The 25,554-nt window shown below is 63.7% G+C and carries 28 protein-coding genes; 13 read left to right on the top strand and 15 right to left on the bottom strand.

What is annotated here, in order from left to right; genetic code table 11:
- Positions 1-58 precede the first annotated feature (58 nt).
- The 3 genes from tatA to ybaK all read left to right on the top strand — a co-directional run bounded on the left by tatA (position 59) and on the right by ybaK (position 2,140).
- A complete protein-coding gene (gene tatA / locus CN933_RS14165; RefSeq protein WP_018093916.1) occupies positions 59-1,228 on the top strand; it encodes a tyrosine aminotransferase in 1,170 nt (389 codons plus the stop codon).
- Positions 1,229-1,312: 84 nt separating this feature from the next.
- The gene (locus tag CN933_RS14160; RefSeq protein WP_018093915.1) at positions 1,313-1,663 is read left to right on the top strand and encodes an ArsC family reductase; all 351 of its coding nucleotides are present in this window, start codon (positions 1,313-1,315) and stop codon (positions 1,661-1,663) included.
- 3 nt (positions 1,664-1,666) lie between these two features.
- Positions 1,667-2,140 (top strand): Cys-tRNA(Pro) deacylase, encoded by a 474-nt coding sequence (gene ybaK / locus CN933_RS14155; RefSeq protein ID WP_018093914.1) that lies wholly within the window; start codon positions 1,667-1,669, stop codon positions 2,138-2,140.
- 25 nt (positions 2,141-2,165) lie between these two features.
- Here ybaK and CN933_RS14150 read toward each other — a convergent pair whose 3' ends face one another.
- Positions 2,166-2,618, bottom strand: a complete 453-nt coding sequence (locus tag CN933_RS14150) for a MarR family winged helix-turn-helix transcriptional regulator (protein WP_018093913.1) — start codon at positions 2,616-2,618, stop codon at positions 2,166-2,168.
- Positions 2,619-2,698: 80 nt separating this feature from the next.
- Between CN933_RS14150 and CN933_RS14145 the strand changes: the two genes are divergently transcribed.
- Both CN933_RS14145 and CN933_RS14140 read left to right on the top strand, forming a co-directional pair.
- Complete coding sequence (locus tag CN933_RS14145; protein ID WP_102761794.1) at positions 2,699-3,385, top strand: glutathione S-transferase family protein; 687 nt, start codon at positions 2,699-2,701, stop codon at positions 3,383-3,385.
- Between the two features lie 71 nt (positions 3,386-3,456).
- Entirely contained in the window at positions 3,457-4,713 is a 1,257-nt protein-coding gene (locus CN933_RS14140; protein WP_018093911.1) for an aminopeptidase, read from the top strand.
- Positions 4,714-4,849: 136 nt separating this feature from the next.
- Here the strand turns inward: CN933_RS14140 and CN933_RS14135 are convergent, their stop codons facing one another.
- Positions 4,850-5,731 carry an EamA family transporter gene (locus CN933_RS14135; protein WP_018093910.1) on the bottom strand — a complete coding sequence of 294 codons (882 nt, stop codon included), beginning with the start codon at positions 5,729-5,731 and terminating at the stop codon, positions 4,850-4,852.
- 176 nt (positions 5,732-5,907) lie between these two features.
- Here CN933_RS14135 and CN933_RS14130 point away from each other — a divergent pair, with 176 nt between their 5' ends.
- Positions 5,908-6,402 (top strand): MarR family winged helix-turn-helix transcriptional regulator, encoded by a 495-nt coding sequence (locus tag CN933_RS14130; RefSeq protein ID WP_018093909.1) that lies wholly within the window; start codon positions 5,908-5,910, stop codon positions 6,400-6,402.
- 8 nt (positions 6,403-6,410) lie between these two features.
- Here the strand turns inward: CN933_RS14130 and CN933_RS14125 are convergent, their stop codons facing one another.
- The 3 genes from CN933_RS14125 to CN933_RS14115 all read right to left on the bottom strand — a co-directional run bounded on the left by CN933_RS14125 (position 6,411) and on the right by CN933_RS14115 (position 9,508).
- A complete protein-coding gene (locus CN933_RS14125) occupies positions 6,411-7,001 on the bottom strand; it encodes an NAD(P)H-dependent oxidoreductase (RefSeq protein WP_018093908.1) in 591 nt (196 codons plus the stop codon).
- A complete protein-coding gene (xseA, locus tag CN933_RS14120) occupies positions 7,001-8,581 on the bottom strand; it encodes an exodeoxyribonuclease VII large subunit (protein ID WP_102761793.1) in 1,581 nt (526 codons plus the stop codon). Before xseA ends, CN933_RS14125 begins: the two co-directional genes overlap by 1 nt.
- Before the next feature lie 135 nt (positions 8,582-8,716).
- The gene (locus CN933_RS14115; RefSeq protein ID WP_018093906.1) at positions 8,717-9,508 is read right to left on the bottom strand and encodes a helix-turn-helix domain-containing protein; all 792 of its coding nucleotides are present in this window, start codon (positions 9,506-9,508) and stop codon (positions 8,717-8,719) included.
- A gap of 126 nt (positions 9,509-9,634) precedes the next feature.
- Between CN933_RS14115 and CN933_RS14110 the strand changes: the two genes are divergently transcribed.
- Positions 9,635-10,045, top strand: a complete 411-nt coding sequence (locus CN933_RS14110; protein ID WP_018093905.1) for a hypothetical protein — start codon at positions 9,635-9,637, stop codon at positions 10,043-10,045.
- 44 nt (positions 10,046-10,089) lie between these two features.
- Here CN933_RS14110 and CN933_RS14105 read toward each other — a convergent pair whose 3' ends face one another.
- Positions 10,090-11,076 (bottom strand): Gfo/Idh/MocA family protein, encoded by a 987-nt coding sequence (locus CN933_RS14105; protein WP_018093904.1) that lies wholly within the window; start codon positions 11,074-11,076, stop codon positions 10,090-10,092.
- Positions 11,077-11,293: 217 nt separating this feature from the next.
- Between CN933_RS14105 and CN933_RS14100 the strand changes: the two genes are divergently transcribed.
- Complete coding sequence (locus CN933_RS14100) at positions 11,294-12,244, top strand: aldo/keto reductase (RefSeq protein ID WP_026168501.1); 951 nt, start codon at positions 11,294-11,296, stop codon at positions 12,242-12,244.
- Between the two features lie 15 nt (positions 12,245-12,259).
- Here the strand turns inward: CN933_RS14100 and CN933_RS14095 are convergent, their stop codons facing one another.
- The gene (locus tag CN933_RS14095) at positions 12,260-12,892 is read right to left on the bottom strand and encodes a hypothetical protein (RefSeq protein WP_018093902.1); all 633 of its coding nucleotides are present in this window, start codon (positions 12,890-12,892) and stop codon (positions 12,260-12,262) included.
- A gap of 38 nt (positions 12,893-12,930) precedes the next feature.
- Positions 12,931-13,701 carry an SDR family oxidoreductase gene (locus CN933_RS14090; RefSeq protein WP_026168500.1) on the bottom strand — a complete coding sequence of 257 codons (771 nt, stop codon included), beginning with the start codon at positions 13,699-13,701 and terminating at the stop codon, positions 12,931-12,933.
- Positions 13,702-13,922: 221 nt separating this feature from the next.
- Here CN933_RS14090 and CN933_RS14085 point away from each other — a divergent pair, with 221 nt between their 5' ends.
- Entirely contained in the window at positions 13,923-14,414 is a 492-nt protein-coding gene (locus tag CN933_RS14085) for a YciE/YciF ferroxidase family protein (protein ID WP_018093900.1), read from the top strand.
- A 33-nt stretch (positions 14,415-14,447) separates the two neighbouring features.
- Here the strand turns inward: CN933_RS14085 and CN933_RS14080 are convergent, their stop codons facing one another.
- Positions 14,448-15,338, bottom strand: a complete 891-nt coding sequence (locus tag CN933_RS14080) for a LysR family transcriptional regulator (protein ID WP_018093899.1) — start codon at positions 15,336-15,338, stop codon at positions 14,448-14,450.
- Between the two features lie 185 nt (positions 15,339-15,523).
- Between CN933_RS14080 and CN933_RS14075 the strand changes: the two genes are divergently transcribed.
- Together CN933_RS14075 and CN933_RS14070 are read left to right on the top strand one after the other, a co-directional pair.
- Positions 15,524-16,519, top strand: a complete 996-nt coding sequence (locus CN933_RS14075) for an aldo/keto reductase (protein ID WP_102761792.1) — start codon at positions 15,524-15,526, stop codon at positions 16,517-16,519.
- A gap of 149 nt (positions 16,520-16,668) precedes the next feature.
- A complete protein-coding gene (locus CN933_RS14070; protein WP_018093897.1) occupies positions 16,669-17,028 on the top strand; it encodes a nuclear transport factor 2 family protein in 360 nt (119 codons plus the stop codon).
- A gap of 212 nt (positions 17,029-17,240) precedes the next feature.
- On the opposite strand, the gene pheT is transcribed toward CN933_RS14070, so the two are convergent.
- The 5 genes from pheT to infC form a co-directional block, all read right to left on the bottom strand.
- Positions 17,241-19,667 (bottom strand): phenylalanine--tRNA ligase subunit beta, encoded by a 2,427-nt coding sequence (gene pheT / locus CN933_RS14060; RefSeq protein WP_102761791.1) that lies wholly within the window; start codon positions 19,665-19,667, stop codon positions 17,241-17,243.
- A 33-nt stretch (positions 19,668-19,700) separates the two neighbouring features.
- Positions 19,701-20,783, bottom strand: a complete 1,083-nt coding sequence (gene pheS / locus CN933_RS14055; RefSeq protein WP_018093895.1) for a phenylalanine--tRNA ligase subunit alpha — start codon at positions 20,781-20,783, stop codon at positions 19,701-19,703.
- 145 nt (positions 20,784-20,928) lie between these two features.
- Positions 20,929-21,333, bottom strand: coding sequence for a 50S ribosomal protein L20 (rplT, locus tag CN933_RS14050; RefSeq protein WP_004435481.1), 405 nt, complete (start codon positions 21,331-21,333; stop codon positions 20,929-20,931).
- A gap of 36 nt (positions 21,334-21,369) precedes the next feature.
- On the bottom strand, positions 21,370-21,573 hold the full coding sequence (gene rpmI / locus CN933_RS14045; RefSeq protein ID WP_004435490.1) for a 50S ribosomal protein L35: 204 nt from the start codon (positions 21,571-21,573) through the stop codon (positions 21,370-21,372).
- 239 nt (positions 21,574-21,812) lie between these two features.
- Complete coding sequence (infC, locus tag CN933_RS14040) at positions 21,813-22,349, bottom strand: translation initiation factor IF-3 (protein WP_014527030.1); 537 nt, start codon at positions 22,347-22,349, stop codon at positions 21,813-21,815.
- 217 nt (positions 22,350-22,566) lie between these two features.
- On the opposite strand from infC, the gene CN933_RS14035 reads away from it, so the two are divergent.
- The gene (locus tag CN933_RS14035) at positions 22,567-23,418 is read left to right on the top strand and encodes an alpha/beta hydrolase (protein WP_018093894.1); all 852 of its coding nucleotides are present in this window, start codon (positions 22,567-22,569) and stop codon (positions 23,416-23,418) included.
- Positions 23,419-23,700: 282 nt separating this feature from the next.
- Positions 23,701-24,321 (top strand): transglutaminase-like cysteine peptidase, encoded by a 621-nt coding sequence (locus tag CN933_RS14030; protein ID WP_026168499.1) that lies wholly within the window; start codon positions 23,701-23,703, stop codon positions 24,319-24,321.
- Positions 24,322-24,570: 249 nt separating this feature from the next.
- On the opposite strand, the gene mbfA is transcribed toward CN933_RS14030, so the two are convergent.
- Positions 24,571-25,554 carry an iron exporter MbfA gene (gene mbfA / locus CN933_RS14020; RefSeq protein WP_018093892.1) on the bottom strand — a complete coding sequence of 328 codons (984 nt, stop codon included), beginning with the start codon at positions 25,552-25,554 and terminating at the stop codon, positions 24,571-24,573.

Below are 25,554 nucleotides of genomic sequence, written 5' to 3'. Positions count from 1 at the left end.
CCTTTCCGCCTGTGGGAAACGACTATGATTCGATCCACTGCTCCACAAGGAATACCGGATGTTCGACGCCCTCGCCCGCCAAGCCGACGATCCCTTGCTGGCCCTGATCGGCCTGTTCAGAAAGGATGAGCGCCCTGGAAAGGTCGATCTCGGCGTTGGTGTCTATCGCGACGAGACCGGACGCACGCCGATCTTCCGGGCCGTCAAGGCGGCGGAAAAGCGGCTTCTCGAGACACAGGACAGCAAGGCCTATATCGGCCCCGAAGGCGACCTCGTCTTCCTCGATCGGCTATGGGAACTCGTCGGCGGCGACACGATCGAGCGGAGCCACGTTGCGGGCGTCCAGACGCCCGGCGGCTCCGGCGCACTCCGCCTGGCGGCTGACCTCATTGCGCGCATGGGCGGCCGAGGCATCTGGCTCGGGCTGCCGAGCTGGCCGAACCACGCGCCGATCTTCAAGGCGGCCGGGCTCGATATCGCCACCTACGACTTCTTCGACATTCCGTCGCAGTCGGTAATCTTCGATAACCTCGTGAGCGCTCTGGAAGGTGCCGCACCCGGCGACGCCGTGCTGCTGCATGCAAGCTGCCACAACCCGACCGGTGGCGTCCTGAGCGAAGCGCAATGGATGGAAATCGCCGCCCTGGTCGCCGAGCGCGGCCTGCTGCCGCTCGTCGACCTCGCCTATCAGGGCTTCGGCCGCGGGCTCGACCAGGATGTCGCGGGCCTCAGGCATCTTCTCGGCGTCGTCCCGGAAGCGCTCGTCGCGGTTTCCTGCTCGAAGTCCTTCGGGCTTTATCGCGAGCGCACGGGCGCGATCTTCGCGCGGACCAGCTCTTCTGCGTCGGCGGACAGGGTGCGCTCAAACCTCGCGGGCCTCGCCCGCACCAGCTATTCCATGCCGCCGGATCACGGCGCAGCGGTGGTGCGGACGATCCTTGACGACCCGGACCTCAGGCGCGACTGGGCGGAGGAGCTCGAGTCGATGCGGCTCAGGATGACCGGCCTGCGGCGATCGCTTTCCGAGGGACTCCGCACCCGCTGGCAGAGCCTCGGCGCGGTCGCCGATCAGGAGGGCATGTTTTCCATGCTGCCGCTTTCCGAAGCGGAAGTGATGCGGCTGAGGACCGAGCACGGCATCTATATGCCGGCATCCGGCCGCATCAACATCGCCGGGCTCAAGACGGCGGAAGCCGCCGAGGTTGCCGGCAAGTTCACCAGTCTCTGATCTCTTGTCTTATGCTCCGGGCCTTTTCCGACGCGCGGCGCCCGGCTATGTCCTCCCGCATCTGGAAGTACGGAGAGATTCGGCATGACGGTTACGATCTACGGCATCAAGAACTGCGATACGATGAAGAAGGCGCGGAACTGGCTCGACAGCCGCGGCACTTCCTACGATTTCCACGACTACAAGGCGGAAGGCATCGATCGCGCGCGACTCGAGCGCTGGTGCGCCGAACTCGGTTGGGAGACGCTGCTCAACCGCTCGGGCACCACTTTCCGCAAGCTGGATGAGGCCGACAAGCGGGACCTGACGGCCGACAAGGCGATCGCGCTGATGCTCGAGCAGCCGTCGATGATCAAGCGCCCGGTGTTCGAGGCCCAGGGCAGGCTGCTCGTCGGCTTCAAGCCGGAACTCTACGAAGCCGCGTTCGGGGCTTAGACCATGTCGAAGACGACCCGGGCGACGCAGGCTCTCGCAAAGGCCGGCGTCATCTTCACCGTTCACAGCTATGACTACGATCCCGGTGCCGAACGCGTCGGACTGCAGGCGGCGGAGGCGCTCGGCGAAGACCCTTCCCGCGTGCTGAAGACGCTGATGGCCGAGGTGGACGGCAAGCCGGTCTGCTGCATCGTGCCCTCGGACCGGGAGGTGAGCATGAAGAAGCTCGCCGCAGCCTTCGGCGGCAAGTCGGCAAGCATGATGAAGCCGGCGGACGCCGAGCGGCTCACCGGCTATCACGTCGGCGGCATCAGCCCCTTCGGGCAAAGGAAGACCGTTCCGGCCGCAATCGAGGAAGCGGCGCTTGCCGAAGAACTGGTGTTCATCAATGGCGGGCAAAGAGGTCTGCAGGTACGGCTTGCACCGAAGGACGCGCAGGCCGTGTTGCGGGCAGTCGCCGCGCCTTTGATCGCCTGATCTCTGCGCAGAAGAAGGGCGCGCGTCAGCCGAGTCTCGAAAGCAGCGTCGCGAGCTCGCGTGCCTCTCCTTCGCTCAGTTTCGCGCCGACATGGCGCGCGATCGAAGGCGCATAGGTTTGCCACATGCGCTTCCGGGTGTCCCGCCCCTTCTCGGTCACCACGACCCAGCAGCCGCGCGCGTCCTCGTCGAAGGCCTTCCGCTGCACGAGCCCTTCCCTCTCCAGCCGGTCGATCAGGCGCGAAAGATTGTACTGGGCAAGCAGCGTGCGCGCCTCGATCTCGAAGGGCCGCAGTCTCCCGCCATCCGCCTTCACCAGTTCCCACAGCACGTCGTACCACGCCAGCGGCGGCAGGGCCGCCTCCTTGAAATCCTTTTCGATGGCGGATAGCAGGCGCTGCTGTGCCCGCATCAGACCGATCCATGCAAGGGTAGCGGCCTCGGTCGGCTCGCTGCGTTCCGTCTTCTTCATGCTCATAGATGCAGTTACATCTATCTTGACCCATTTGGCAAGACAAGTTATATGCAGATGCATCTAAATCGAACCGGGAGCGACCGATGACCGCGCAACTCACCCTGATCAGCCACCATCTCTGCCCCTATGTGCAACGCGCCGCGATCGCGCATGCGGAAAAGGGCGTGCCCTTCCAACGCGTCAATATCGATCTCGCCGACAAGCCGGACTGGTTCCTGAGGATTTCACCGCTCGGCAAGGTGCCGCTGCTGCGCATTCCGCAAAGCGGGAGCGAAGCGATCCTCTTCGAGAGCAGCGTCATCTGCGAGTATCTGGAGGAGACGCAGACCGGACCGAAGCTTCATCCCGCCGATCCGTTGCTGCGCGCGCGCCATCGCGGCTGGATGGAGTTCGGCTCTTCCATCCTTGCCGATCTCTGGGTCTACGAAACGACCCAGGACCCCGCGGCACTGGAGGCCAAGCGCAAGGTCCTCCAGGCGAAATTCGCGACCATGGAGGCGGAGCTTGCCGAGGGTCCGTATTTTGCAGGCGGCCGCTTCAGCCTCGTAGATGCGGTCTTTGCGCCGATCTTCCGCTATTTCGACGTGTTCGATCAGATCTCCGACCGCGGCATCTTCAAGGACCTGCCGCGCGTCATCGCCTGGCGCGAGGCGCTGGCCCGGAGGCCGAGCGTGAAAGCCGCAGTGGGCGAGGACTATCCGCAACGGCTGATGGCGTTCCTCGAGCAGCACCAAGCGGCGTTGCTCGACACCGGAAGAGTGGCGGCCTGAAGAACCCTTCTGTTTTCCGCGGAACCGGTCTAAAACCGCTGACATCCGCAAGAAGACGAGCAGGAGCCGCCATGAACGCCCCCCTCCAATCCACGAGGAATCCAATCGATCCCGTCAAGCTCGAAAAGCTCGCCGAGGTCGCCATCAAGATCGGTCTGCAATTGCAGAAGGGTCAGGACCTGGTGATGACCGCGCCGATTGCGGCGCTGCCGCTCGTGCGTCTCATCACCAAGCACGCCTATATGGCAGGCGCCGGACTGGTGACGACCTTCTACGCCGACGAGGAAGCGACGCTTGCCCGCTATGCCCATGCGCCCGACGAGAGCTTCGACCGCGCCAGCGACTGGCTCTATGAAGGCATGGCCAAAGCCTATGCCGGAGGAGCTGCGCGCCTGGCCATCGCCGGCGACAACCCGATGCTGCTTTCGGCTCAGGACCCGGCGAAGGTCGCCCGCGCCAACAAGGCGAACTCGATCGCCTACAAGCCGGCGCTCGAGAAGATCTCCAATTTCGACATCAACTGGAACATCGTCTCCTATCCGAACCCCTCCTGGGCGAAGCAGATGTTCCCGGACGATCCGGAAGCGGCCGCCGTCGAAAAACTCGCAAACGCCATCTTCGCAGCGTCGCGGGTCGACGTCGACGATCCGATCGCCGCATGGAAGGACCATAATGCCGAGCTGCACCGGCGCTCGGCCTGGCTGAACGGAGAGCGCTTCGCCGCCCTGCATTTCACCGGGCCCGGCACCGACCTCACCGTCGGACTCGCCGATGGGCATGAGTGGCACGGCGGCGCCTCGGTCGCCAAGAACGGCATCACCTGCAATCCGAACATCCCGACCGAGGAGGTGTTTACGACGCCGCACGCGCTGCGCGTCGAAGGCCATGTTTCGAGCACCAAACCGCTCTCCCACCAAGGCACGCTGATCGACAATATTCAGGTGCGTTTCGAAGCCGGCCGGATCGTCGAGGCCAAGGCTTCGCGGGGCGAAGAGGTGCTGAACAAGGTGCTCGATACCGACGAGGGCGCCCGGCGGCTCGGCGAAGTGGCGCTGGTGCCTCATTCCTCGCCGATTTCGGCCAGCGGCATCCTCTTCTACAACACGCTCTTCGACGAGAACGCCTCCTGCCACATCGCGCTCGGCCAGTGCTATTCGAAGTGCTTCCTCGACGGTGCAAGCCTCAGCCAGGAGCAGATCCGCGCCCAGGGCGGCAATTCGAGCCTGATCCACATCGACTGGATGATCGGCTCCGGCAAAGTGGACATCGACGGCGTGCGCCTCGATGGCAGCCGTGTGCCCGTCATGCGCAAGGGCGAGTGGGCCTGATCGTTTTGCGGCATGGCGGTGCCCCTCATCCGCCTGCCGCACCTTCTTCCTGCGGACGGGGCGAAGCAGACTCGCGGCAGCGTATCATCGCGGACATCCGCTCTCTCCGCTTGCGGGGAGAAGGTCGGTCCTCTGGTTAAACCCGAAGAGAGGGCGCGGATGCCGCGCGGTGCGTCGCCTGTGCATACTGGCTCATCCACACGCTTGCGAAGACGGTTGCGATCCCAAGCACCTGCACCGCCGTCAGCTGCTGATCGAGTACGGTCCAGCCGATGAGGATCGCGACGACCGGGCTCAAGAAGCCGAGCGGCGAAACCTGGGAGGGTTCGAGCCGCGATAACCCGCGGAACCAGAGCAGGTAGGTGAAGGCCGTGCCGATCAGGCCGAGATAGATAAAACCCAGAATATTCGCTTCAGTGAGCGATGGCAAAGAGGGTTCCAGCAGGAAGGCGACCGGCACCAGAAGCAGTCCGCCGGCCGCCAATTGCCAGGCGGTGAAGGTGAGCGGCGAGACCGGCGGCGTCCAGTGTCGGCTCAGCACCGTGCCGAATGCCATGGAGATGGCGCCTGCCAAGCCAGCCGCGACGCCCACCGGATCCAGCGCCGCTTTCGGCGTCAGCACCAGGAGCGCGACCCCCGCCATGCCGGCAACGCCGGCAACGACGCTCAAGGCACGGGCCGGCGAGCCGAGAACGATGCGCGACAGGACGATCACGATCAACGGCTGAATGGCTCCGACGGTTGCGGCGACACCGCCGGGCAGCCGGTAGGCGGAAACGAAAAGCATCGTCTGAAAGAACGAGAAGTTGAGCGCGCCGAGCACGAAACTGCGCGCCAGCCATACACCCGTCGGCATTTGCCGGACGACAAGCAGCAGCAGCCCTGCCGGAAGCGCCCTGAGCATTGCGACCGTGACCGGGTAACCCGCCGGCAGAAATTCCGTTGTGACCAGATAGGTACTGCCCCATATGGCCGGCGCTATAGCCGTGAGCAGAATATCGGAGCTGCGGATACCCATATCTTCACCTCAAGAATCTCTACGTCAAGATAACTCTAATCCAATTTATCTTGACGTCAAGATACATGGTGGCTACGACTTCAGGAAGGATGAAGCGTTCACTCCGATCGCTGGAGCATTCCAACGTTTCATAGAAAGGACGGAAACCGTTACACGCTTTTCCTGGAAGTACTCTAATGCAGACGGATATGGATCACGTAGACAAAATCCTGGCGCAGTGGCGCAGAGAGCGGCCGGAGCTCGATGTGACGGCCATGGGTCTGCTCGGCCGACTATCGCGGCTCCGGGCCCATCTCGCTCGCGAGGTGGAAAGCACCCTTGCCGAACACGGCCTGAACTCGGCGAGTTTCGACGTGCTCGCAACGCTGCGGCGCTCCGGCCCGCCCTTCCGGCTCTCGCCGGGGGATCTGTTGGGAACGACGATGGTCACCTCCGGCACGATGACCAACCGCATCGACCAGCTCGAGAAAGCCGGGCTTGTCGAGCGCCTGGACAATCCGGAAGACCGGCGCGGCGTCCTCATCGCCCTGACGCCGCAGGGCCTCAAGCGCGTGGACGCCGCAGTCACTGACCATGTCGCCAACCAGCAGCGCCTCGTTGCAGGCCTCGAACCCGACGAACGGGAGGCTCTGGACGCGCTGCTCAGGAAATTCCTCGCGGTCTTCGAATAGGTTGCCGGTCAGATCCGGCTCACCAGAGCCCTCACACGCTCGAGATGGCGCTTCCGCTTCGCCTCCGTCGCCCGATCCATGTCGTGCAGAGTGAGCATGCGGAAGTCCAGCCCCTTGCCGCAGAAGGCGGCGATGCCGCGCTTCAGCAGCCGCCGCACCGGATTTCCCATGTAGAGATGCACGACCCACCAGGGGGACCCGGTACTGGTCAGCGCCCAGAACAGCTTGATGTTGCCGAGGCGAGGAATGATACGGCCGCCCGCCGCATCATGGTCGAAAGCGACCCCGGGCGCAAAGACGCGATCGAAGAAACCTTTGAGGATCGCCGGGAAATTGAACCACCATTGCGGAAAGACGAGTACGAGTCCGTCCGCAGCCCGCAGCCGCTCGACCCAGCGGGAGACCCCGGAGGCGTCGTAACCTTTATCGAAATAGCTGCCCCGCTCGGCCACGGTCAGCCGCGGATCGAATCCTTCGCGATAAAGGTCGAGCAGATCGACCGTATGGCCTTTGGCCTCGAGCGTCTCCCTGGCCACGCGCGCGACACTCGCAGCGAAGCTCTCTTCGAGCGGATGGGCGAGCACCATCAGGATATGCATCAGAAGAGGCTGCCCTGCTTCGTCGGCTCGCCGGAGCGCGCAGGCCGCTTCTTCGGCGACTGCGGCGGAGTGCCGTCCTCGCCGGCGACTGCCGCCACGCGGCCATCGGCGAATTCCAGCGAAAGCGCCATCCCGGGATGCACGGCAGCCGCCTGTTTCACCGGCTCGCCCGCGGCATCGCGCACCAGCGCGAAGCCGCGCTGCAGAACGCTGTGATAGGAGAGCGACTGCAGCACGCGATCCTGCGCCGAAAGCGCGCTTTTCATCCTGCGCAGATCGGCGGCGATTGCCGCATCCCCACGCTTGCTCAGGCTGGAGACGCGATCCGATGCGCGATGAATCTGGCCGATCAGCCGTGACGGCAGAACACGGAGCGAGGCATCGGCGGACGAAATGCGCTGAGCGCCACGTTGAAGCTTACGCTCGACGATGCGCTCGGCCCGGTTTACGGCATCTAAGACGCGCTGGCGCCGATCGACGATCCTTGCCATCAGGAGCTCCGGCCGGAGATGGGCCGCATTGCGCTCGAAGCTTCGCCGCTTGTTGGCCGTGTTCATCTGCAGGCCACGGCCGAGTCCGGCGGCCGCTTCGTCGAAGCGACGCCGCGGCAGGGCGAGCAATTGGTCGAGCGAGGGCAGCGCCCGTGCAAGCGAACGCAGCGTCTGGCGGCGATTGTCCATCTGCCGCGCCGCGGCGCCCTTGAGCCGGGCTGCGAGACCGGCGAGCTGGGCCTCGAGATCGGCCTTCACCGGTACCGCCATCTCGGCCGCACCGGTCGGCGTCGGCGCCCGCTGGTCGGCCGCATGGTCGATCAGGGTCCAGTCCGTCTCGTGGCCGACGGCCGAGATCAGAGGGATGGCGGAAGCCGCCGCGGCGCGCACCATGGCCTCGTCGTTGAAGCACCAGAGATCCTCGAGGCTGCCGCCGCCGCGCGCGACGATCAGCACGTCGGGCCGAGGAATGGCGCCGCCCGGCTGCAGCGCATTGAAACCTTCGATCGCTGCCACGATCTCCTCGCAGGCGCCGTCGCCCTGCACGCGCACCGGCCAGACGGTGACATGGACCGGGAAACGGTCGGCAATGCGGTGCAGGATGTCGCGGATCACAGCCCCGGTCGGCGAGGTCACGACGCCGATGACCCTCGGCATGAAAGGCAGCGGCCGCTTGCGGCCCGCATCGAAAAGCCCTTCCGCGGCAAGCTTACGCTTGCGTTCCTCGATCAGCGCCATCAGCGCACCTGCACCCGCGGGCTCCAGCGAGTCGATGACGATCTGGTACTTGGACGAGCCGGGGAAAGTCGTGACCCGGCCGGTCGCGATGACCTCCATCCCCTCCTCCGGCCGGAACTTCAGCCGCGCGAAGGTACCCTTCCAGACGACCGCGTCGATGCGGGCGCGATCGTCCTTCAAGGCAAAATACGCATGGCCCGACGAATGCGGACCGCGATAGCCGGAAATCTCGCCCCGCACCCGGACATGCTCGAAGGTCTGCTCGATCGTGCGCTTGATCGAGCCGGACAGTTCCGACACCGAATATTCGGCGACGTTGGAGGGAGATTCGGAATCAAAGAACGAAGTCATGCGTCACTTGTAGCCGACAGCGCGGCGAAGATCAGCAGCAAGGCGCGTTTTTCTACATCGTTTCCCGTCCCGTGTGGAATGGTGAAAACGATCTGGAACAATTCAGGGAGAGTGTGCGGCTCTCCCGGTAGTGCTCTACTGGACGTCGCGCCCGACCTGCCCGAAGAAGCGCCGGGTCGCGTCGTCGGCCGGAAAGAAGGATTCGATCAGAACGCCCTCAACGAGCGCGTCCTGAGTCGAGCCGAAGGTCGAAAGCGTCGTGATGAAGCTGAGCGACGCTTCGCCGATGCGCAGTTCGATGGGCAGCACCGGCAAGCGGTCCGTCGCCGGGAAGTTGTCGATCGCCATTGCCACCGCCGGGTCGGCAACCAGCCTGTCCAGCCTTCGCTGCAATGGGCTGCGCGGACCCTGCAGCCACGCCTCCATGCGCACCCGCTGAACGAGATCGGCTGCGGCGGCTTCCCAATTGACCACGAGACCGCGGACCTTCTCCGCACCGAGAAAGCCGTCGAGGAAGTTCTCCCCCGGCTTGAACGGAACGCCCGTGGCACCGACAAGCGCCTCGAAAGCCGGATTGGTCAGCAGCACCGTATACTGATGGTCGAAAACGAGGCCCGGATAGGGATCGTGCCGGTCGAGCATCAGCCGGATGGCATGCGCGACAGCCGGAGGCATTGCATCGAGACCCGTCGCGGGCCGCGCCGCAACGCGCGGCCGGTAGCCCGCCGCGGTGAAGAGCGTGCCCTGTTCACGCGCGGGGACGTCGAGAACCGAGGCGAGCCGCAGGATCATTCCCTCGGACGGCTTGGAGCGGCCCGTCTCCAGAAACGAGAGATGGCGCGCGGAAATGCCCGCCGCCATTGCGAGATCGAGTTGGCTCATGCGGCGATGTCCTCGCCATTCCTTCAGGCGGCTGCCGAATTCCATCTTTATCTTCCCTGTTGCGGGGGCAGCGTCGCCCGAACGCGGCACAAAATCCATTACCTCGGAGGTAATTGGTTTAATGACCGCTCTGGTCCAGCATCTGCCCATCGACAACCGATGGAGACAGATATGTTCGACCTTTCCACCCGCTCTCTTCTCAACAAGACATTTCTCGCCGACGGCATCTTTTCGCTGATCGCCGGCTCGGCTCTCCTCACGGCAGCGCCACCGCTTGCGGCGGTCGTCAGTCCCGCCCTGTCGCCTGCGGTGATCATGGCGCTTGGCGCTGGGCTCCTCGTCTGGGGCGCCTTCCACCTTGCCGCCGCCAGAAAAGAAGGGCCGAGCGCCCTCGCAACGCGGATCAGCATCGCCGGCGACATACTCTGGCAGGTCGGAAGCCTGGCCATTCTTGCGTCTGCCTATTCGGCCTTGACGATCGCAGGAATGGCGCTGATCGTCGTGGCCATGGTGGGCGTCGCCGACTTTCTCTTCTTCAAGATGCGGGGCGCGTCTCAGGCGCGGCTGCTCCAGGCGGCATGAATGGACCGGCCCGGCGCAATGTGCGTCGGGCCGATCCTTTAGCTTCAGACGGGCTCCCAGCCGTCTTTTTCGCTGGCGCGGTAGATCGCGTCGATGAACATCTGGTTCAGGCGCGAGTTTTCCAGCGTCACCACGTCCTCCGCTTCACCTTTCGCAGCACGTGCGAAGGCCTCGGCCTCGAGCTTGTACTGACGCGCATCCTGGAAGCGGAAGAGCTGCGACTGGCCGTGGTTCTGGTTGGTCAATTCCACCTCTTCCCGACCGTAGCGATCGGCATTGAAGGGCGATTTCACCTCGATGTAGCCCTTGTCGCCGTGGAAGACCATGACCTGGCGGGCGGCGAGCTGTGTCGAGATATAGAAGCTCAGCTCGAAATCGCCGAAGTCGGCACGAACGCTCGAATAGATGTCGGTGCCGAATTCCGGATCGCGCTCGGTACTGGCCTGGACGCGCAGCGGCTCCCTGCCGGTCGAAAACCGGGTCGTGATTGCCGGATAGACGCCGATATCCGGCAGACCGCCGCCGCCGAGCGAGGGGACGTTGCGCATGTTGCCGGGATCGCGGTTGTAATAGGTGAAGGCGCCCTGGACATGCCTGAGGCGCCCGATGGCACCTTCCGAGATGAGCGAGCGCACCTTCCGCCAGACGGGGCTGTAGGTCACCATATAGGCTTCCGAGATCAGCACCCTGTTGCGCTCGCGCGCCGCGATCACGGCGTCGATCTCTTCGGCCTTGAGCGCCAGCGGCTTCTCGCAAAGCACATGCTTGCCGGCATCCGCCGCCTTGATCGCCCATTCGACATGTTGCGACGTCGGCAGCGGGATATAGACGGCGTCGATCGTGTCGGAGGCGAGCATCTCTTCATAGGAGCCGAAGGCATGCGGCACGGAGAAACGGTCGGCCATGGTCCTCGCCTTGGCGAGATCGCGGCTCGCGATCGCCGTGACGACGCAGTTCTCGGCGTCCTGGATGGCGGGTACGACGAGCTCGCGGCCGATCTTGGCCGTCGACAAAATTCCGAAACGCAGCATGAGGCAGACTCCTTTTCGTGCGCGCCGCAAAGGACGCGCGACATTCCCCTGGGTCAAAAGCTGCGCCGAGACTATCCCCGAGGTACGTACCTAGCAAGCCGTGGCGAGGTCAGAAAAACCACGAATGCCGGTGTCATTCGATGGCGAGCTGGCCTATGTTTTTGCCGCAATCCTCCCCATCGCAGCTTGTTTTCATCCAACCACATGGAGCGAAACCATGAAAATGCGCAGACTTGGCCGTACCGGCCTCTCGATTGCCCCGCTCGTCTTCGGCGGCAACGTCTTCGGCTGGACCGCGGATGAGAAAACGTCGTTCTCGCTTCTCGATGCCTTTTTCGATGCAGGTTTCAACGCCGTCGACACCGCCGACGTCTATTCCTCCTGGGCGCCGGGCAACAGAGGCGGCGAGTCGGAAACGATCATCGGCAAATGGCTGAAGCAATCCGGACGCTCGCGCGACAGCGCCGTCATCGTCACCAAGGTCGGTTCGGAGCTCGGACCCGACCGCAAGGGCCTCTCGCGGCGCTGGATCATGCAGGCAGTCGAGGAATCGCTGAAACGCCTGCAGACCGACTATATCGACCTCTATCTCTCCCACTGGCCGGACCCCGGCACACCCTATGAAGAGACGCTTGCCGCCTACGATACGCTTCTCTCCCAGGGCAAGCTGCGGGCGATCGGCGCATCGAATCTCGATGCGCAGCAGATGCGCGACGCTCTCGACGTCGCGGCGGCGAACGGCCTGCCCCGCTACGATGTGCTGCAGCCCGAATACAATCTCTACGACCGCGCTTCCTATGACGGTCCGCTGCGCAATCTCTGCATCGCCGAGGAGATCGGCGTCATCACCTATTTCAGCCTTGCGAGAGGCTTTCTTTCCGGCAAGTACCGCTCACACAAGGATCTGGAAGGCTCCGCTCGCGGCGGCGGCGTCGAAAAATATCTCGACGGACGCGGCATGCGGATTCTCGGCGTCTTGGATGAAATCGCCGAGGAGACCGGCGCGAAACAGGCGGAGATCGCGCTGGCCTGGATCATCGCCCGCGATGGCGTCACCGCACCGATCGCCAGCGCCACCAATGCCGACCAGCTGGCAAGTCTGGTGAGATCGGCGGAATTGACGTTGCCGGAAGAGGCGATAAGACGGCTGAACGAAGTGAGCGAATAGAGGGGATTTGCCTCGTCAGGAAGACCCGCCTCCGGCCGCAAGCTTCGGAAACCCTGGGTAAAAATGCGCATGGCTGCCCTCGTGGTTGGCCATGCCGGGCCTGGTCAGCAGCCCGCGCGGCTCGGCGTAGCTGCTGATCCTGCGGCGCGGCCTCTCGTGCCACTGGATGTTGAAGGCCCAAAGCTTGGGAAAAAAGCAGAGCGAGGCGTAGGGAAGGTGGTCGTGAATCCACCAGGCCAGGCTCTGCCAGCCGCCTTCGTGACGTTCCCGGTCCCAGACCCAGGGAATGGCGATGCAGGCGGTGGCCCCCATGCAGCCCTCCGCATCGCGCATGTCCCAGATATGGTCGGCGGCCGTTGCCGCATTCGTCGAGCAGTTGAGCCTGTTGGCGTTGCCGAAGGCGTTCACGGCACGGTTTCGGTAGCCCGAGCGGATGTGCAGCCGACCGAAGGTCGCCTCGAGCGGTTCCAGAAGGTCGCCGCACAGTTTCCGTCCGGCCTCGATCGCCAGTTCCGGATCGTCGGGGATATTCGGAATCCGGTAGAACTCCGCGATTTCGGAGTGAAGGAAATCGCGCAGGAAAAAGTTCTTCGAGAGGCGTACGCGCCCGAGGTCTTCAAGCGATTTCATCGACCCAGGTTTCTTCATGTTTCCCCGCTTTCAGTTGCTGTGCTCACGCTCTGCGCTCACGCCTTCGCCACCGAAGCGCCGCCGTCGGCCAGCAGCGCCGCGCCGGTTACGAAGCTGGCACCGTCCGAGGCGAGATAAAGCGCCGCTTCGGCGATTTCCTCGGGTCGCGCAATGCGCTTCAATGCGTGCAGCCCTTCCACGAAACCGCGCGTCTCGGGCGCCGCCCCCGGCAGGTTCGCGAAATTGGCGGGCGTGTCGGTGCCGCCGGGCAGCAGCGCGTTCACGCGGATGCCGCGCGCGCCAAGCTCGACGGCCAGCGCCTGCACCAGCCCGATCAGTCCCGCCTTGCTCGCCGCATAGGGGGCGACACCGGCAAAGCCGGCCGTGTGGCCGACGAAGCTCGAAGTGAAGGTGAGCGAACCGCCGCCCCGCGCCGCGATTGCCGGAACCTGATACTTCACCGCCAGGAAGGCGCTCGTCAAATTGGTATCGAGCGTCTCGCGCCAGCCTTCGACGCTGAGCGACGAAATCTCTCCCATCGCACCGAGCGCCCCCGCATTGTTGAAGGCCGTATCGAGCCCGCCGAAGCGGCGCACCGCCAGTTCGACCAGCGCCTCATGCAGGGCCTCGTCGCGCACGTCGCCGGCAAGCGCTGCCGCCTCGCCGCCCTCTCGGGTGATCTCGTCGGTAAGCTCCGCAAGCGCATTCTCGTTGCGGGCGGTGACGACGACCTTTGCCGCCTCGCGCGCAAAGAGCAGCGCGGCGGCGCGGCCGATACCCGAGCTTGCGCCGGTGACGATCGCGATCTTACCTTCCAGTCTCGAGATGATTCTTCTCCATCCGACTGCGTTGACGGCGGGACCATTGCCGATGCGCCACGCTGCAACCACCCGATTTCCGCCTGAAGTGAAACGGACACCCTTCGCGAAAGCGACGAATTTGACCCGCGTCTCACGCGCTTTTTGCAGTCGCGAGGAACAAATCTTCGCCCTTTGCTGTTGATTGCGGGTCGAAGGCAACACGAAGCAGACGAGGAAGGAAACCCGAAATGGCCAAAGAAAAAACGCTGGACGACCTGTTCCACGATACGCTCAAGGACATCTATTATGCCGAGCGGAAAATCCTGAAGGCTTTGCCGAAGATGGCACGCGCAGCCCAGGCCCCTGAGCTGAAGGCCGCGTTCGAGAAGCACAAGGAGCAGACCGAGACCCATGTGGAGCGGCTGCAGCAGGTATTCGAAATGATCGGCAAGCGCCCGCAGGGCAAGACCTGCGAGGCGATCGAGGGCATCGTCGCCGAGGGCGAAGAGATCATGGACGAATTCAAGGGCACGGCCGCGCTCGATGCGGGCCTCATCTCCGCCGCGCAAGCGGTCGAGCATTATGAAATCTCCCGCTACGGCACCCTGAAGACCTGGGCAAAGACCATCGGTCTCAAGGATGCGGTATCGCTGCTCGACGCGACTTTGAAGGAAGAAGTCGTCACCGACGAGGACCTGACGAAACTCGCGATGGCCCAAGTGAACAAGAAGGCCGCGTAAGCCGTCACGACGGCCGGCGCTCCCCGCCGGTCGTCACCCGCTGTGGCGGAAGAAATCGATGAAGGCCCGGAGCGCCGGACGCATCAGCCGGCGGGTCGGATAATAGAGGAAGGGGCCCGCATAGGGCGCGCACCAGTCCTCGAGCACCCGGACCAATTTGCCCTCACCTACATATCCGCTGACGCGCGGCTCGAAGAGATAGGCGAGCCCCGCACCGCCGATCGCGGCCTCGATGATCGGCCGGTCCTCGCCCAGAATGAGCGGGCCGTTCACCGAAACGGTCAGTTCCTCCCCCTCTTTCTCGAACTCCCAGCGATAGAGGGTGCCGTTGGAGAAGCGGCGGCGGATGCAGCGATGGCCCGCCAGATCGCGCGGGTGCCGCGGCCGCTGGAAGCGCTCGAAATAGGTCGGTGCGGCGACGACCGCGCTTTTCAGCTCCGGCCCGACCTTCACCGCGACCATGTCGGCCTCCAGGCTCTCGCCGAGCCTGATGCCGGCGTCATACCCCTCCTCGACAATATCGGTGAAGCCGTCCTCATTGGCGATTTCCAGGACGATGTCCGGATAGCGCCCGAGGAAGTCGCCAAGGCGCGGCGCCAGAATGAGGTCGGCTGCAAAACGAGGGGCGGTGACGCGCAGTTTTCCGGCCGGACGATCGCGCGCCTCTGCCGCCCGCTGCAGCGCCTCGGCAATGTCGTCGAGCGCCGGCCGCAGCCGCTCCAGCAGGCGCTTTCCCTCCTCCGTGGCCGCGACGCTGCGCGTCGTGCGCGCGAGGAGACGAACGCCGAGGCTCGCTTCCAGACTGCCCACGGCGTGGCTGACGGCAGATGGCGCGATGCCGAGTTCCTTCGCCGCCCCGCGAAAGCTGCCATGGGCGGCGACGGCGGAAAGGACGGCCAGTTGGGAGAGCTGTGTGCGGTTCATTGATCGAAATAATAGAACAGCCCGTGAGAATTGACAGAGATTTTCAACCGGCCGCGCGGCACCTATCTTCGCCTTGTCGTCGGGCCCGTGCCGAAAGGCTCAGTCCAGCGATATGCTTCTCCATCTTCTTCGCGAACGCCGTATGCCACCCCGCAGGCCGCGCGGTCAGCCCGAAAGGAAATCCAATGAAGACCCGCAAGCTCGGCAATGAACTCACCGTTTCGGCCGTCGGCCTCGGCTGCATGGGCATGAGCTTCGCCTATGGCGATGCCGACGAGAGCCAATCGATCCGCACGCTACACCGCGCCATCGAACTCGGCGTCGACTTCTTCGATACGGCGGAAGTTTATGGGCCTTATGAGAACGAGAAGCTCCTGGGCAAGGCGCTGAAGAGCCGGCGAGACCAAGTGGTGATCGCCACCAAGTTCGGTTTCCGCATCGACCCGGGCAAACCCGCCGCCGAAGCGATCAAAGGCGTCGATGGCCGGCCGGAAAATGCGAAAGCCGTCGCCGAGGCCTCCCTCAAGCGACTCGGGACGGACGTCATCGACCTCTATTACCAGCACCGCGTCGATCCCGCCGTGCCGATCGAGGAAACCGTCGGCGCGATGGCGGAACTGGTGAAGGAGGGCAAGGTGCGCGCACTCGGGCTTTCCGAGGCAAGCGCTGCCACCATACGCCGTGCCCATGCCGTGCATCCGATCGCAGCGATACAAAGCGAGTATTCGCTCTGGTCGCGCGACCCGGAACAGGAGGTGCTCGACACCTGCCGCGAACTGGGGATCGGCTTCGTGCCCTATAGTCCGCTCGGGCGCGGCATGCTGACAGGCACCATCCGCAAGGTCGAAGATCTCGCTGCCGACGATTTCCGCCGGTCGCTGCCGCGCTTCCAACAGGAGAACTTCGAGGCCAACGCCGCGCTGGTCGCAACCCTCGAAAGGCTGGCCGCGGAAAGAGGCGTGACGGCCGCCCAACTCGCACTCGCCTGGGTGGTCAACCAGGGAGATGACATCGTTCCGATCCCGGGCGCGCGCAGGATCGAGCATCTGGAGCAGAACGTGGCTGCCGCCGGAATCGTCCTCACCGACAGGGAACGCGCCGAACTCGGCGAAGCGCTCTCTCCAACGCTGGTCGCTGGAAAACGCTATTCCGATGCGTCGCTGGCACTGACGAACAGGTGAAGACCCGACCGGCAGCGTCGAAGTCCTGGGGCATCGCAATTCCATTGCGATGTCCTACCTATGAGAAGATGTCCGCCTTCGTGGGAACAGGAGCGGCCTGCGGGGCGGATAGCCGCGTCTGTCACCGCTCCGGAAAGGAGGAAAAAACCATGTCCGAAGAGCAGGCCATCAGCGCGGTCGTCCATCTTTATGTCGACGGCATGGCCTTCGCCAACGAGGGAGCCTTGCGCAAGGCCTTCCATCCGAGCGCATCGATCGTCGGCAACTCAGGAGGAGCCGTCGAGTGGCAGACACGCGACGCCTTCATCGCCTCCATCGTGAGAGAGGGCGCGGCGTCCCCGGATACGCAGCCGCTCATGGAAGTGGAGATGGTCCACGTCACCGGCGACGTCGCCAGCGTGAAGGTGATCGATGAATTCGCCGGCGCGCGCTATTCCGATTACCTGTCCTTGCTGAAGGTCGACGGGCGATGGCTGATCGTCAACAAGGTCTGGCACCGGCATGGCTAGTTGCGCGTCTCATAAGACGCGGCGGCGCTGTAGGACTTTTCGGAGGACTGCAATCTCTCCTTTTTCCTGATCCCTATGCTCGTCACAGGGATGAGAGCGCCGCCGCGTCTGCGCCGCGGGAAGCGTTCTTTCAGCCCAAGGACTTGGTCTGGCTGGATTCCTGTGACAAGCACAGGAAGAGGAAACCAAACCGGCTCCCCCTCACCTAGTCATCAGGCCCGCAGCACGCCCCCGGTGCTCTTTGCCACGTTGGCGATGATGCGCGAGGTCAGCGCCTCGAAATCCTCGTCGGTCAGGGTGCGCTCTACCGGCTGGATCGTTACCTCGATCGCTACCGACTTCCTGCCCTCGCCGAGAGATGCGCCTTCGAAGACGTCGAAGACGTTGACGGCCGTAACCAGTTTGCGGTCGGCGCCGGACGCGGCCCTGACGATCGCAGCGGCCTCGACCGCCTTGTCGACCACGAAGGCGAAGTCGCGTTTGACTGCCTGGAAGGGCGAAAGCTCCAGTGCCGGCTTGGTGCGGGTCGTCTTCTTCTTCGGCTCCGGCATGGCATCGATATAGATCTCGAAGCCCGAAAGCGGCCCGGAGACGTCGAGGGCGTCCAAGGTCTTCGGGTGGAACTCCCCGAAAGCGCCGAGCACGATCTTCGGGCCGAGCTTGATCGTCGCCGAGCGGCCGGGGTGATACCAGGCGGGACCGCCGGCTTCGAACTGGACATTGGCCATCGGCACGCCGCAGGCCTCGAGCACGGCGATGGCATCGGCCTTCGCGTCGAAGACATCGACCGGCTTGCCGCCGCCCTTTACGGCGTTCGACCACGACCGGCCGGTGCCGTTGAGCGATGCGGTGCCGCGGCGGATGCCGCCGGCGACGCGGCGCTGCGCCTCGGGCGTGTCGCCCTCATAGATGCCGGAAACCTCGAAGATCGCGACATCGCCATAGCCCTTGTCGGCATTGCGCTGCGCCGCGGCCAGGAGGCCCGGCAGGAGCGACGGCCGCATGTCCGACATGTCGGCGGCGATCGGATTGGCCAGCTTCAGTTCCGGCCGGCCGCCGCCGAAGAGTTTTGCATGCTCTTCCGGGATGAAGGACCAGGTGACGGCTTCGAGCATGCCGCGGCTTGCGAGCGCACGCCGCGCCTGGCGCGTGCGGATCTGCAGCACCGTCAGGATCTTGCCGTTGACGGCATTGTGGCTTGCAAGCGGCGCGGCGACGATGTTGTCGACGCCATGGATGCGCATGACCTCCTCTACGAGGTCCGCCTTGCCGTCGATGTCCGGCCGCCAGGAAGGGACGGTTACCGTCAGACGTTCGCCGGAGCCCTCGACGCCGAAGCCGAGCTTCCTGAGGATGGAAACGCTCTCCTCGGAGGAGACCTCGAGGCCGGTCAGGCGCTTGACCTCCGAGACCGGGAAATCGAGGGACTTGGGCTCGTGGCCCTCATAACCGACGACGTCCATCTTGGCCGCGGTACCACCGCAGAGCTCCAGCACCAGTTCGGTCGCCCGTTCGAGGCCAGGCGCCATGTATTCCGGATCGACGCCGCGCTCGAAGCGGTAGCGCGCATCGGTGATGATGCCGAGCGTGCGGCCGGTCTTGGCGATGTTCATCGGATCCCAGAGCGCCGATTCGATCAGCACGTCGGTCGTCGCCTCGTCACAGCCGGAATGCTCGCCGCCCATGATGCCGCCGATCGACTCGACGCCTTCTTCGTCGGCGATCACCACATTGGCGGGCGACAGCGTGTATTCGCGCGTATCGAGCGCCAGCACCTTTTCGCCTTCCCTGGCACGGCGGACCGTCAGGTTGCCCTCGACCTTCGCCGCGTCGAAAACATGCAGCGGCCGGCCCTGGTCGAAGGTCAGGTAATTGGTGATATCGACCAGCGCGTTGATCGGGCGGAGGCCGATGGCAGTCAGCCGCTGGCGCATCCAGGCGGGGCTCGGGCCGTTCTTCACTCCGCGCACGAGGCGAAGCGCGAAGCCGGGGCAGAGATGCCTGTCCTCGCCGAGATCGAGGCGGACCTTGACGGGCGTCTCGCCTTCCACGGCGAAGGACGGCGCCGGCCGCGTCTTCAAGGTGCCGAGACCGGATGCCGCGAGATCGCGGGCGATGCCGTGGACGCTGGTGCAATCCGGCCGGTTCGGCGTCAGGTTGATTTCGATGACCGGGTCGTCGAGGCCGGCATAGGTCGCATAGCTGGTGCCGACCGGCGCGTTCTCGGGCAGATCGATGATGCCGGTGTGGTCGTCGGAGATCTCCAGCTCCTTTTCCGAGCACATCATGCCGCGGCTTTCGACGCCACGGATGTTGCCGACGGAGAGCGTCACGCCGATGCCGGGCACATGGGTGCCGGGCGCGGCAAAGGCACCGACGAGGCCCTTGCGCGCGTTCGGCGCGCCGCAGACGACCTGCACCGGCTCGCCGGAGCCGGTGTCGACCATCAGCACTCTGAGCTTGTCGGCATTCGGGTGCTGCTCGGCGGAGATCACCCTGGCGATGACGAAGGGCTTGAACGCCGCCTTGTCGTCGACATCCTCGACTTCCAGCCCGATCATCGTCAGGCGGGCGCAGATTTCCTCGAGCGAGGCGTCGGTTTCCAGATGGTCCTTCAGCCAGGAAAGCGTGAACTTCATGATGTCACCTGTGTCCTTGATTTTCTGCGCGGGTCACGCCGAGAGGCCGCCGAAGAGCGTCGGCATGTCGAGCGGGCGGAAGCCGTAATGGGTCATCCAGCGGACATCGGCATTGAAGAAGTCGCGCAGGTCGGGCATGCCGTATTTCAGCATGGCGATGCGATCGAGGCCCATGCCCCAGGCGAAGCCTTGATATTCGTCCGGATCGAGGCCGCCGGCCCTGAGCACGTTCGGATGCACCATGCCGCAGCCGAGAATCTCCATCCAGTCCTTGCCCTCGCCGAACTTGACGATCGGGCCGGAGCGGTCGCACTGGATGTCGACCTCGAAGGAGGGTTCCGTGAACGGGAAGAAGGACGGGCGGAAGCGCATCGTCACCTGATCGACCTCGAAGAAGGCCTTGCAGAATTCCTCGAGCACCCAACGCATATTGGCGACATTCGCCGTCCTGTCGATGACGAGACCTTCCACCTGATGAAACATCGGCGAGTGGGTCGCGTCGGAATCCTGGCGATACGTCTTGCCCGGAATGATGATGCGGATCGGCGGCTGCCCGGCCTCCATCGTGCGTATCTGCACCGGCGAGGTGTGCGTGCGCAGCACCTTGCGCTCACCCTTCTCGTCGGGCGCGAAGAAGAAGGTGTCGTGCATCTCGCGGGCCGGATGACCTTCGGGGAAGTTCAGGGCCGTGAAGTTGTAGTAGTCGGTCTCGATATCCGGCCCCTCGGCAATCGAGAAACCCATGTCGCCGAAGATCGCGGTGATCTCGTCGACGATCTGGCTGATCGGATGGATGCGGCCGCGCTCGGCCGGCGAGGACCGGACGGGCAGGCTGATGTCCACCGTCTCGCGCGCCAGCCGTTCGGCGATCGCCGCGTCCTTGAGCGCCGTCTTGCGGGCGGAGATCGCCTCCGTCACCGTGTTCTTCAGCGCATTGATGCGCGCGCCGCGGGTCTGGCGCTCCTCCGGGCTCATCGAACCGAGCGTCTTCAGCAGTTCCGAAATCGATCCCTTCTTGCCGAGCGCGCCGACGCGCACCGCCTCGATCGCCCCCTCGTCGGCGGCGGCGTCGATTTCCGCCAGCAAGGTCCGTTCAAATGTTTCCAGTTCACTCATTCTGTCCTGCCTCGATGCGGTTCGTGTATCGGTTCGACACTTCGGCGCTAGGATCGCCCCGCGAGCCGAACAAGAAAAACCCGCGCCAGCCCTGCCAGCGCGGGTTTCCCAACAATTTCAGAAACGGTCTTGGGAAAACGCTGGCTTAACGGACAGCGCTTTCAAACTCGTTTGCCGTGCCGGCTTCCTTGAGATAGGCGAGCGCCTTCTTGGAAGCTTCGACCAGGGCGCCGAATGCTGCCGGCTCATGGATTGCCATGTCGGACAGGACCTTGCGATCGACTTCGATACCGGCCTTGTTCAGACCGTCGATGAAGCGGCCGTAGGTAAGGCCGAATTCGCGGACGGCAGCGTTGATGCGCTGGATCCAGAGCGCGCGGAAATTGCGCTTGTTGACCTTGCGGTCGCGGTAAGCAAACTGCTTGGAACGATCCACCGCTGCCTTGGCGGCGCGGATGGTGTTCTTGCGGCGACCGTAGAAGCCCTTGGCTGCCTTGAGCGTCTTCTTGTGCTTGGCGTGGGAGGTTACGCCGCGTTTTACACGTGCCATGTCATGATCTCCTTAAAATCCAAATCGCCAGACGTCTTAAAGACCGTTAGGCAGGTAGTTCTTGACGACCTTCTTGCCATCGGGCTCAGCGAGAACCATGGTTCCGCGCGCGTCGCGAATGAACTTGTTGGACCGCTTGATCATGCCGTGGCGCTTGCCAGCAGCAGCAGCTCGAACTTTGCCGGTTGCGGTGATTTTGAACCGCTTTTTGGCAGACGATTTCGTCTTCATCTTGGGCATTTTGCTACTCCATTGTTCTTGATATGCGAAACAGGCAGACGAGGCCCATTTCCAGCGTTAAGAACGGCCACGGCATGCCCTGCCGGACCGTTCGGACGGGGGCTTATAACCGCACATCCCGGAAAAGGCAAGCGGTCCGGAGGTCGCTCGCGCGTAAGCCTTCCCAAAAAGGAAAGCCGCCCCACGAACTCCTCCCAGGGCGGCTTCACCAGCGTGTCTGGTCTGTCAGGCTCCGCCGGTCACTTCGGCGCAAGAACCATCATCATCTGGCGGCCTTCGAGCTTGGGTTCGGCTTCCACCTTGGCGATTTCCTGGGTGTCGTCCTTGACCTGCATCAGAAGTTTCATGCCGAGTTCCTGGTGGGCCATTTCGCGGCCGCGGAACTTCAGCGTCACCTTGACCTTGTCGCCTTCCTCGAAGAAGCGGTTCATGGCCTTCATCTTCACCTCATAATCATGGGTGTCGATGTTGGGGCGCATCTTGATTTCCTTGATCTCGACGATCTTCTGCTTCTTGCGCGCCTCGGCGGCTTTCTTCTGGTTCGCGTATTTCAGCTTGCCGAGGTCGAGGATCTTGCACACCGGCGGATCGGAGTTCGGTGCGATCTCTACGAGGTCGAGACCGGCCTCGTCCGCCATGCGGAGCGCCTGGTCGATCGGAATGCTGCCCAAGTTCTGGCCTTCGGCATCGATAAGCTGAACCCGGGGGACCCGGATTTCCTTGTTTGCGCGCGGTCCTTCCTTGACTGGAGCGTCCGCTTTGAAGGGTCTGCGAATGGTCGTACTCTCCTCGAGCTATTGATAGTAAATATTCGGTCAAACGGTCAGCGCGATCTCAAACAGAAGCGCTTGAAACAGTCACTGACGGCAATGTGTGAATTGCGGCTCCAGAGTCAATAGCATGGCCCGCAATGAAAATCATCCTCTGTCGATGCCCGAAAGAATCTGTTTTAGAAGGAAATCCGTCATAATCAGGCCTTCAGGGAGTTACTCGATGTCGACCACGCCGGCTGAAACCGAGATCACGCGGATCGAAGTGGGGACGGGAGATGCGGCGAGAAGCATCGCCATGCGTATCTTCCGCGCCGGAAATCCGTCGGATGTCCAATCGAAAGACCGGCAGCATCCAGGCCATCCGGCGCTCGTCTGGCTCGGCGGCTACCGATCCGACATGACCGGAACGAAGGCGGTGGAGGTCGAGCGGCACGCGCGCGAGGCCGGCACCGACTGCATTCGCTTCGACTATTCGGGCCACGGCGCGTCGGACGGCGACTACAGGGACGGCACGATCTCGCGCTGGGTCGAGGAGAGTCTTGCCGTGATCGATCACGCCGCGACGGCGCGCATGATCCTGATCGGTTCCTCCATGGGTGCCTGGGTCGCGCTGCGCCTTGCCGAGAAGCTCAAAAGCCGACCCCACCTCGGGGAAGGTGGGGTCGGCCGCCTCTGCGGCCTCGTGCTGATCGCCCCGGCCCCCGACTTCACCGCCGAGCTCATCGAGCCCAATCTTACCGATGCCGAAAGGACCTCGCTCGCCGAACGGGGTTATTTCGAAGAGCCGTCGGAATACAGCCCCGAGCCCAATGTTTTCACCCGCGCGCTGATCGAGGATGGCCGCAACAACCTCGTCATGAAAGGCCCGATCGAAACCGGCTGCCCGGTGCACATTCTCCAGGGCATGCGCGATCCGGACGTTCCCTACACGCATGCCCTCAAGCTGATGGAGCACATGCCGGCTGACGACGTCGTCATGACCCTGATCCGCGATGGCGACCACCGGTTGTCCCGCGAGGAGGACATTGCCAAATTGAAACAGGCGATCGACGCCATGCTGACCAAGGCCTGAGTGCACGGCTAGTCCATCCGGCCTAATCAAATTCCCTGACATTGCTTCGCAAGGCACAGCCAAACCCCTGCGCTGGCGGGCTTCCGCGTCCGTCTGCCGCGAGCCTTAACCATAAAACGGACTAGTCCGAATCAGGCGATTGACTCCGACAAGCGGAGTATATTAACTCTTTATTAACGATTAGAGCAGCGCAGGGGAAACTCCTAATAAAGCTGTCGACAACTTTTGATTGCGCGGATCGATCCGGAAGGTACGGATGCGGGCGCGTTGCAGGGGATCTGTATGCAGTCTTGGACCGGGGTTAAGGCAAGTTTCGCGGCGCTGTGTGCGCTTTTCATTTCCACGAACACGGCAATTCCCGCACAGGCGGGAGCTACTCCCTGGATGCAGACCGGCGCGGTGACCTCGCAGCCGATCGGGCATTACGAGTTCTGTCAGAAGCACAGGGGCGAGTGCAGCGTCCGTTCGAAGGCGACGGTGCCGCCGCGTGTCACCGCCGGCGGCTGGGCTGCCATTCGCCAGGTCAACGCTTCCGTCAACCGGCAGATCGCGCCGGTAACCGACATCGAGCTTACCGGCCGGGACGAGGTGTGGTCCTATCCGGGGAGACAGGGCGATTGCGAGGACTTCGCGCTCGAAAAGCGCAGACGCCTCATGCAGAAGGGCTTCTCCGCCGGCAACCTGCTGATGACGGTGGTGCGCAAGCCGGATGGCGAGGGCCATGCGGTGCTGACGGTACGCACAGCGCAGGGCGACTTCGTTCTCGACAATCTCGACGATGGGGTGAAGCTGTGGACGCACACGCCCTACCGCTTCCTCAAGCGGCAGGCGACGACCCACAGCGGCCGTTGGGTCACCATCGACAATGGCGGGGAAGTGCTCGTCGGTTCCGTCGGAAACTGATCCCGTCGAACGGTTCTATTCAAAAAGGCCGCATCCTGCGGCCTTTTTTGATGCGTGTCGGTGAAATCGCTCGGATCCCAAAGCGGGCGTTGAAGTAACGCGTACCGTCCCCGAAATCCCTCCTTCCTGTGCTCGTCACAGGAATCCAGCCAGACCAGGTCCTTGGGCTGAAAGAGCTCATCCCCGCGCCGCAGACGCGGCTGCTGCTCGCTGTGACGAGCACGACTCCAGAGCACTTCCAGGAAAAGTCTAAGCATTCCCGATGACGATGCCGGCGGCAAGAACCAGGCCGCCACCGAGCACCACCTGGAAGGCGGCCCTCAGGAAGGGCGTTTCCATATAGCGGTTCTGGATGAAGGCGATTGCCCATAGTTCGAAGAAGACGATTGCCGCCGCCGTCATTGTCGCGGTCCAGAAATGCGGAATGAGATAGGGCAGAGCGTGGCCGAGACCGCCGAGTGCCGTCATGATGCCCGAGGCAAGCCCGCGCTTGACCGGCGAGCCGCGGCCGGAAAGCTTGCCGTCATCATGCGCCGCCTCGGTGAAACCCATCGATATGCCTGCGCCGACGGAGGCCGACAGACCGACGAGAAAGGTCTGCCACGTATCCTGCGTGGCGAAGGCTGCGGCGAAGATCGGCGCGAGCGTCGAAACGGAGCCATCCATCAGTCCCGCGAGGCCCGGCTGCACATAGGTGAGTATGAACTGGCGGCGTGAGGTCTCATCTTCCTCGTCGCGCACGTCCACCGGCGTATGCTCCTCACCGAGCCGGCGGGCGAGCGATTCATGCGACTTCTCGGCGATCGCCAGATCGCCCAAGAGCTTGCGCGTCGCCGCGTCCCGCGTGCGCGCCGCAGCCTCGACGTAAAACCGGTGCGCCGCCTCCTCCATCGCCTCGGCTTCGGCGCGCGCCTTCTCGATCGGCATCTCGGCGATCAGCCAATCGGGTTTGCGCTCCGGAAAATCGCGCACGTGTTCGCGCCGAACGAGCGGGATGCGGTTGCCGAAACGGGCGACGTGCAGGTCGATCAGGGCCTGGCGGTGGTGGCTCTCCTCCTCCGCCATTTCCTCGAAAACCCTTGCGGAATGGGGATATTTTTGGCGCAGAGCGTCGGCATAGGCGAGATAGATGCGTCCATCGTCCTCTTCCGAGGATATGGCGAGGGCAAGGATTTCCTGTTCGCTCAAGGACAGGAACGGACGTTTGTAACGGGAGAAAAGCCGGGAGAGCAT

It is taken from the genome of Sinorhizobium sp. M4_45, from assembly GCF_002885915.1.
In the GTDB taxonomy this organism is placed as follows: domain Bacteria; phylum Pseudomonadota; class Alphaproteobacteria; order Rhizobiales; family Rhizobiaceae; genus Sinorhizobium; species Sinorhizobium meliloti_A.
Note: the sequence above shows the minus strand (reverse complement) of the source record. Positions and strands in the feature narration are given on the sequence as shown.

Coding starts and splice junctions, on each gene's coding strand:
- CN933_RS14125 (WP_018093908.1), bottom strand. CDS start 7,001: ATGCATATCCTGATGGTGCTCGCCCATCCGCTCGAAGAGAGCTTCGCT.
- CN933_RS14030 (WP_026168499.1), top strand. CDS start 23,701: ATGCAGTCTTGGACCGGGGTTAAGGCAAGTTTCGCGGCGCTGTGTGCG.
- CN933_RS14035 (WP_018093894.1), top strand. CDS start 22,567: ATGTCGACCACGCCGGCTGAAACCGAGATCACGCGGATCGAAGTGGGG.
- CN933_RS14070 (WP_018093897.1), top strand. CDS start 16,669: ATGTCCGAAGAGCAGGCCATCAGCGCGGTCGTCCATCTTTATGTCGAC.
- rpmI (WP_004435490.1), bottom strand. CDS start 21,573: ATGCCCAAGATGAAGACGAAATCGTCTGCCAAAAAGCGGTTCAAAATC.
- CN933_RS14140 (WP_018093911.1), top strand. CDS start 3,457: ATGAACGCCCCCCTCCAATCCACGAGGAATCCAATCGATCCCGTCAAG.
- mbfA (WP_018093892.1), bottom strand. CDS start 25,554: ATGCTCTCCCGGCTTTTCTCCCGTTACAAACGTCCGTTCCTGTCCTTG.
- CN933_RS14145 (WP_102761794.1), top strand. CDS start 2,699: ATGACCGCGCAACTCACCCTGATCAGCCACCATCTCTGCCCCTATGTG.
- CN933_RS14085 (WP_018093900.1), top strand. CDS start 13,923: ATGGCCAAAGAAAAAACGCTGGACGACCTGTTCCACGATACGCTCAAG.
- CN933_RS14095 (WP_018093902.1), bottom strand. CDS start 12,892: ATGAAGAAACCTGGGTCGATGAAATCGCTTGAAGACCTCGGGCGCGTA.
- CN933_RS14080 (WP_018093899.1), bottom strand. CDS start 15,338: ATGAACCGCACACAGCTCTCCCAACTGGCCGTCCTTTCCGCCGTCGCC.
- CN933_RS14135 (WP_018093910.1), bottom strand. CDS start 5,731: ATGGGTATCCGCAGCTCCGATATTCTGCTCACGGCTATAGCGCCGGCC.
- ybaK (WP_018093914.1), top strand. CDS start 1,667: ATGTCGAAGACGACCCGGGCGACGCAGGCTCTCGCAAAGGCCGGCGTC.
- CN933_RS14115 (WP_018093906.1), bottom strand. CDS start 9,508: ATGGAATTCGGCAGCCGCCTGAAGGAATGGCGAGGACATCGCCGCATG.
- CN933_RS14160 (WP_018093915.1), top strand. CDS start 1,313: ATGACGGTTACGATCTACGGCATCAAGAACTGCGATACGATGAAGAAG.
- CN933_RS14150 (WP_018093913.1), bottom strand. CDS start 2,618: ATGAGCATGAAGAAGACGGAACGCAGCGAGCCGACCGAGGCCGCTACC.
- CN933_RS14075 (WP_102761792.1), top strand. CDS start 15,524: ATGAAGACCCGCAAGCTCGGCAATGAACTCACCGTTTCGGCCGTCGGC.
- tatA (WP_018093916.1), top strand. CDS start 59: ATGTTCGACGCCCTCGCCCGCCAAGCCGACGATCCCTTGCTGGCCCTG.
- pheT (WP_102761791.1), bottom strand. CDS start 19,667: ATGAAGTTCACGCTTTCCTGGCTGAAGGACCATCTGGAAACCGACGCC.
- CN933_RS14100 (WP_026168501.1), top strand. CDS start 11,294: ATGAAAATGCGCAGACTTGGCCGTACCGGCCTCTCGATTGCCCCGCTC.
- CN933_RS14130 (WP_018093909.1), top strand. CDS start 5,908: ATGCAGACGGATATGGATCACGTAGACAAAATCCTGGCGCAGTGGCGC.
- xseA (WP_102761793.1), bottom strand. CDS start 8,581: ATGACTTCGTTCTTTGATTCCGAATCTCCCTCCAACGTCGCCGAATAT.
- rplT (WP_004435481.1), bottom strand. CDS start 21,333: ATGGCACGTGTAAAACGCGGCGTAACCTCCCACGCCAAGCACAAGAAG.
- pheS (WP_018093895.1), bottom strand. CDS start 20,783: ATGAGTGAACTGGAAACATTTGAACGGACCTTGCTGGCGGAAATCGAC.
- CN933_RS14110 (WP_018093905.1), top strand. CDS start 9,635: ATGTTCGACCTTTCCACCCGCTCTCTTCTCAACAAGACATTTCTCGCC.
- CN933_RS14105 (WP_018093904.1), bottom strand. CDS start 11,076: ATGCTGCGTTTCGGAATTTTGTCGACGGCCAAGATCGGCCGCGAGCTC.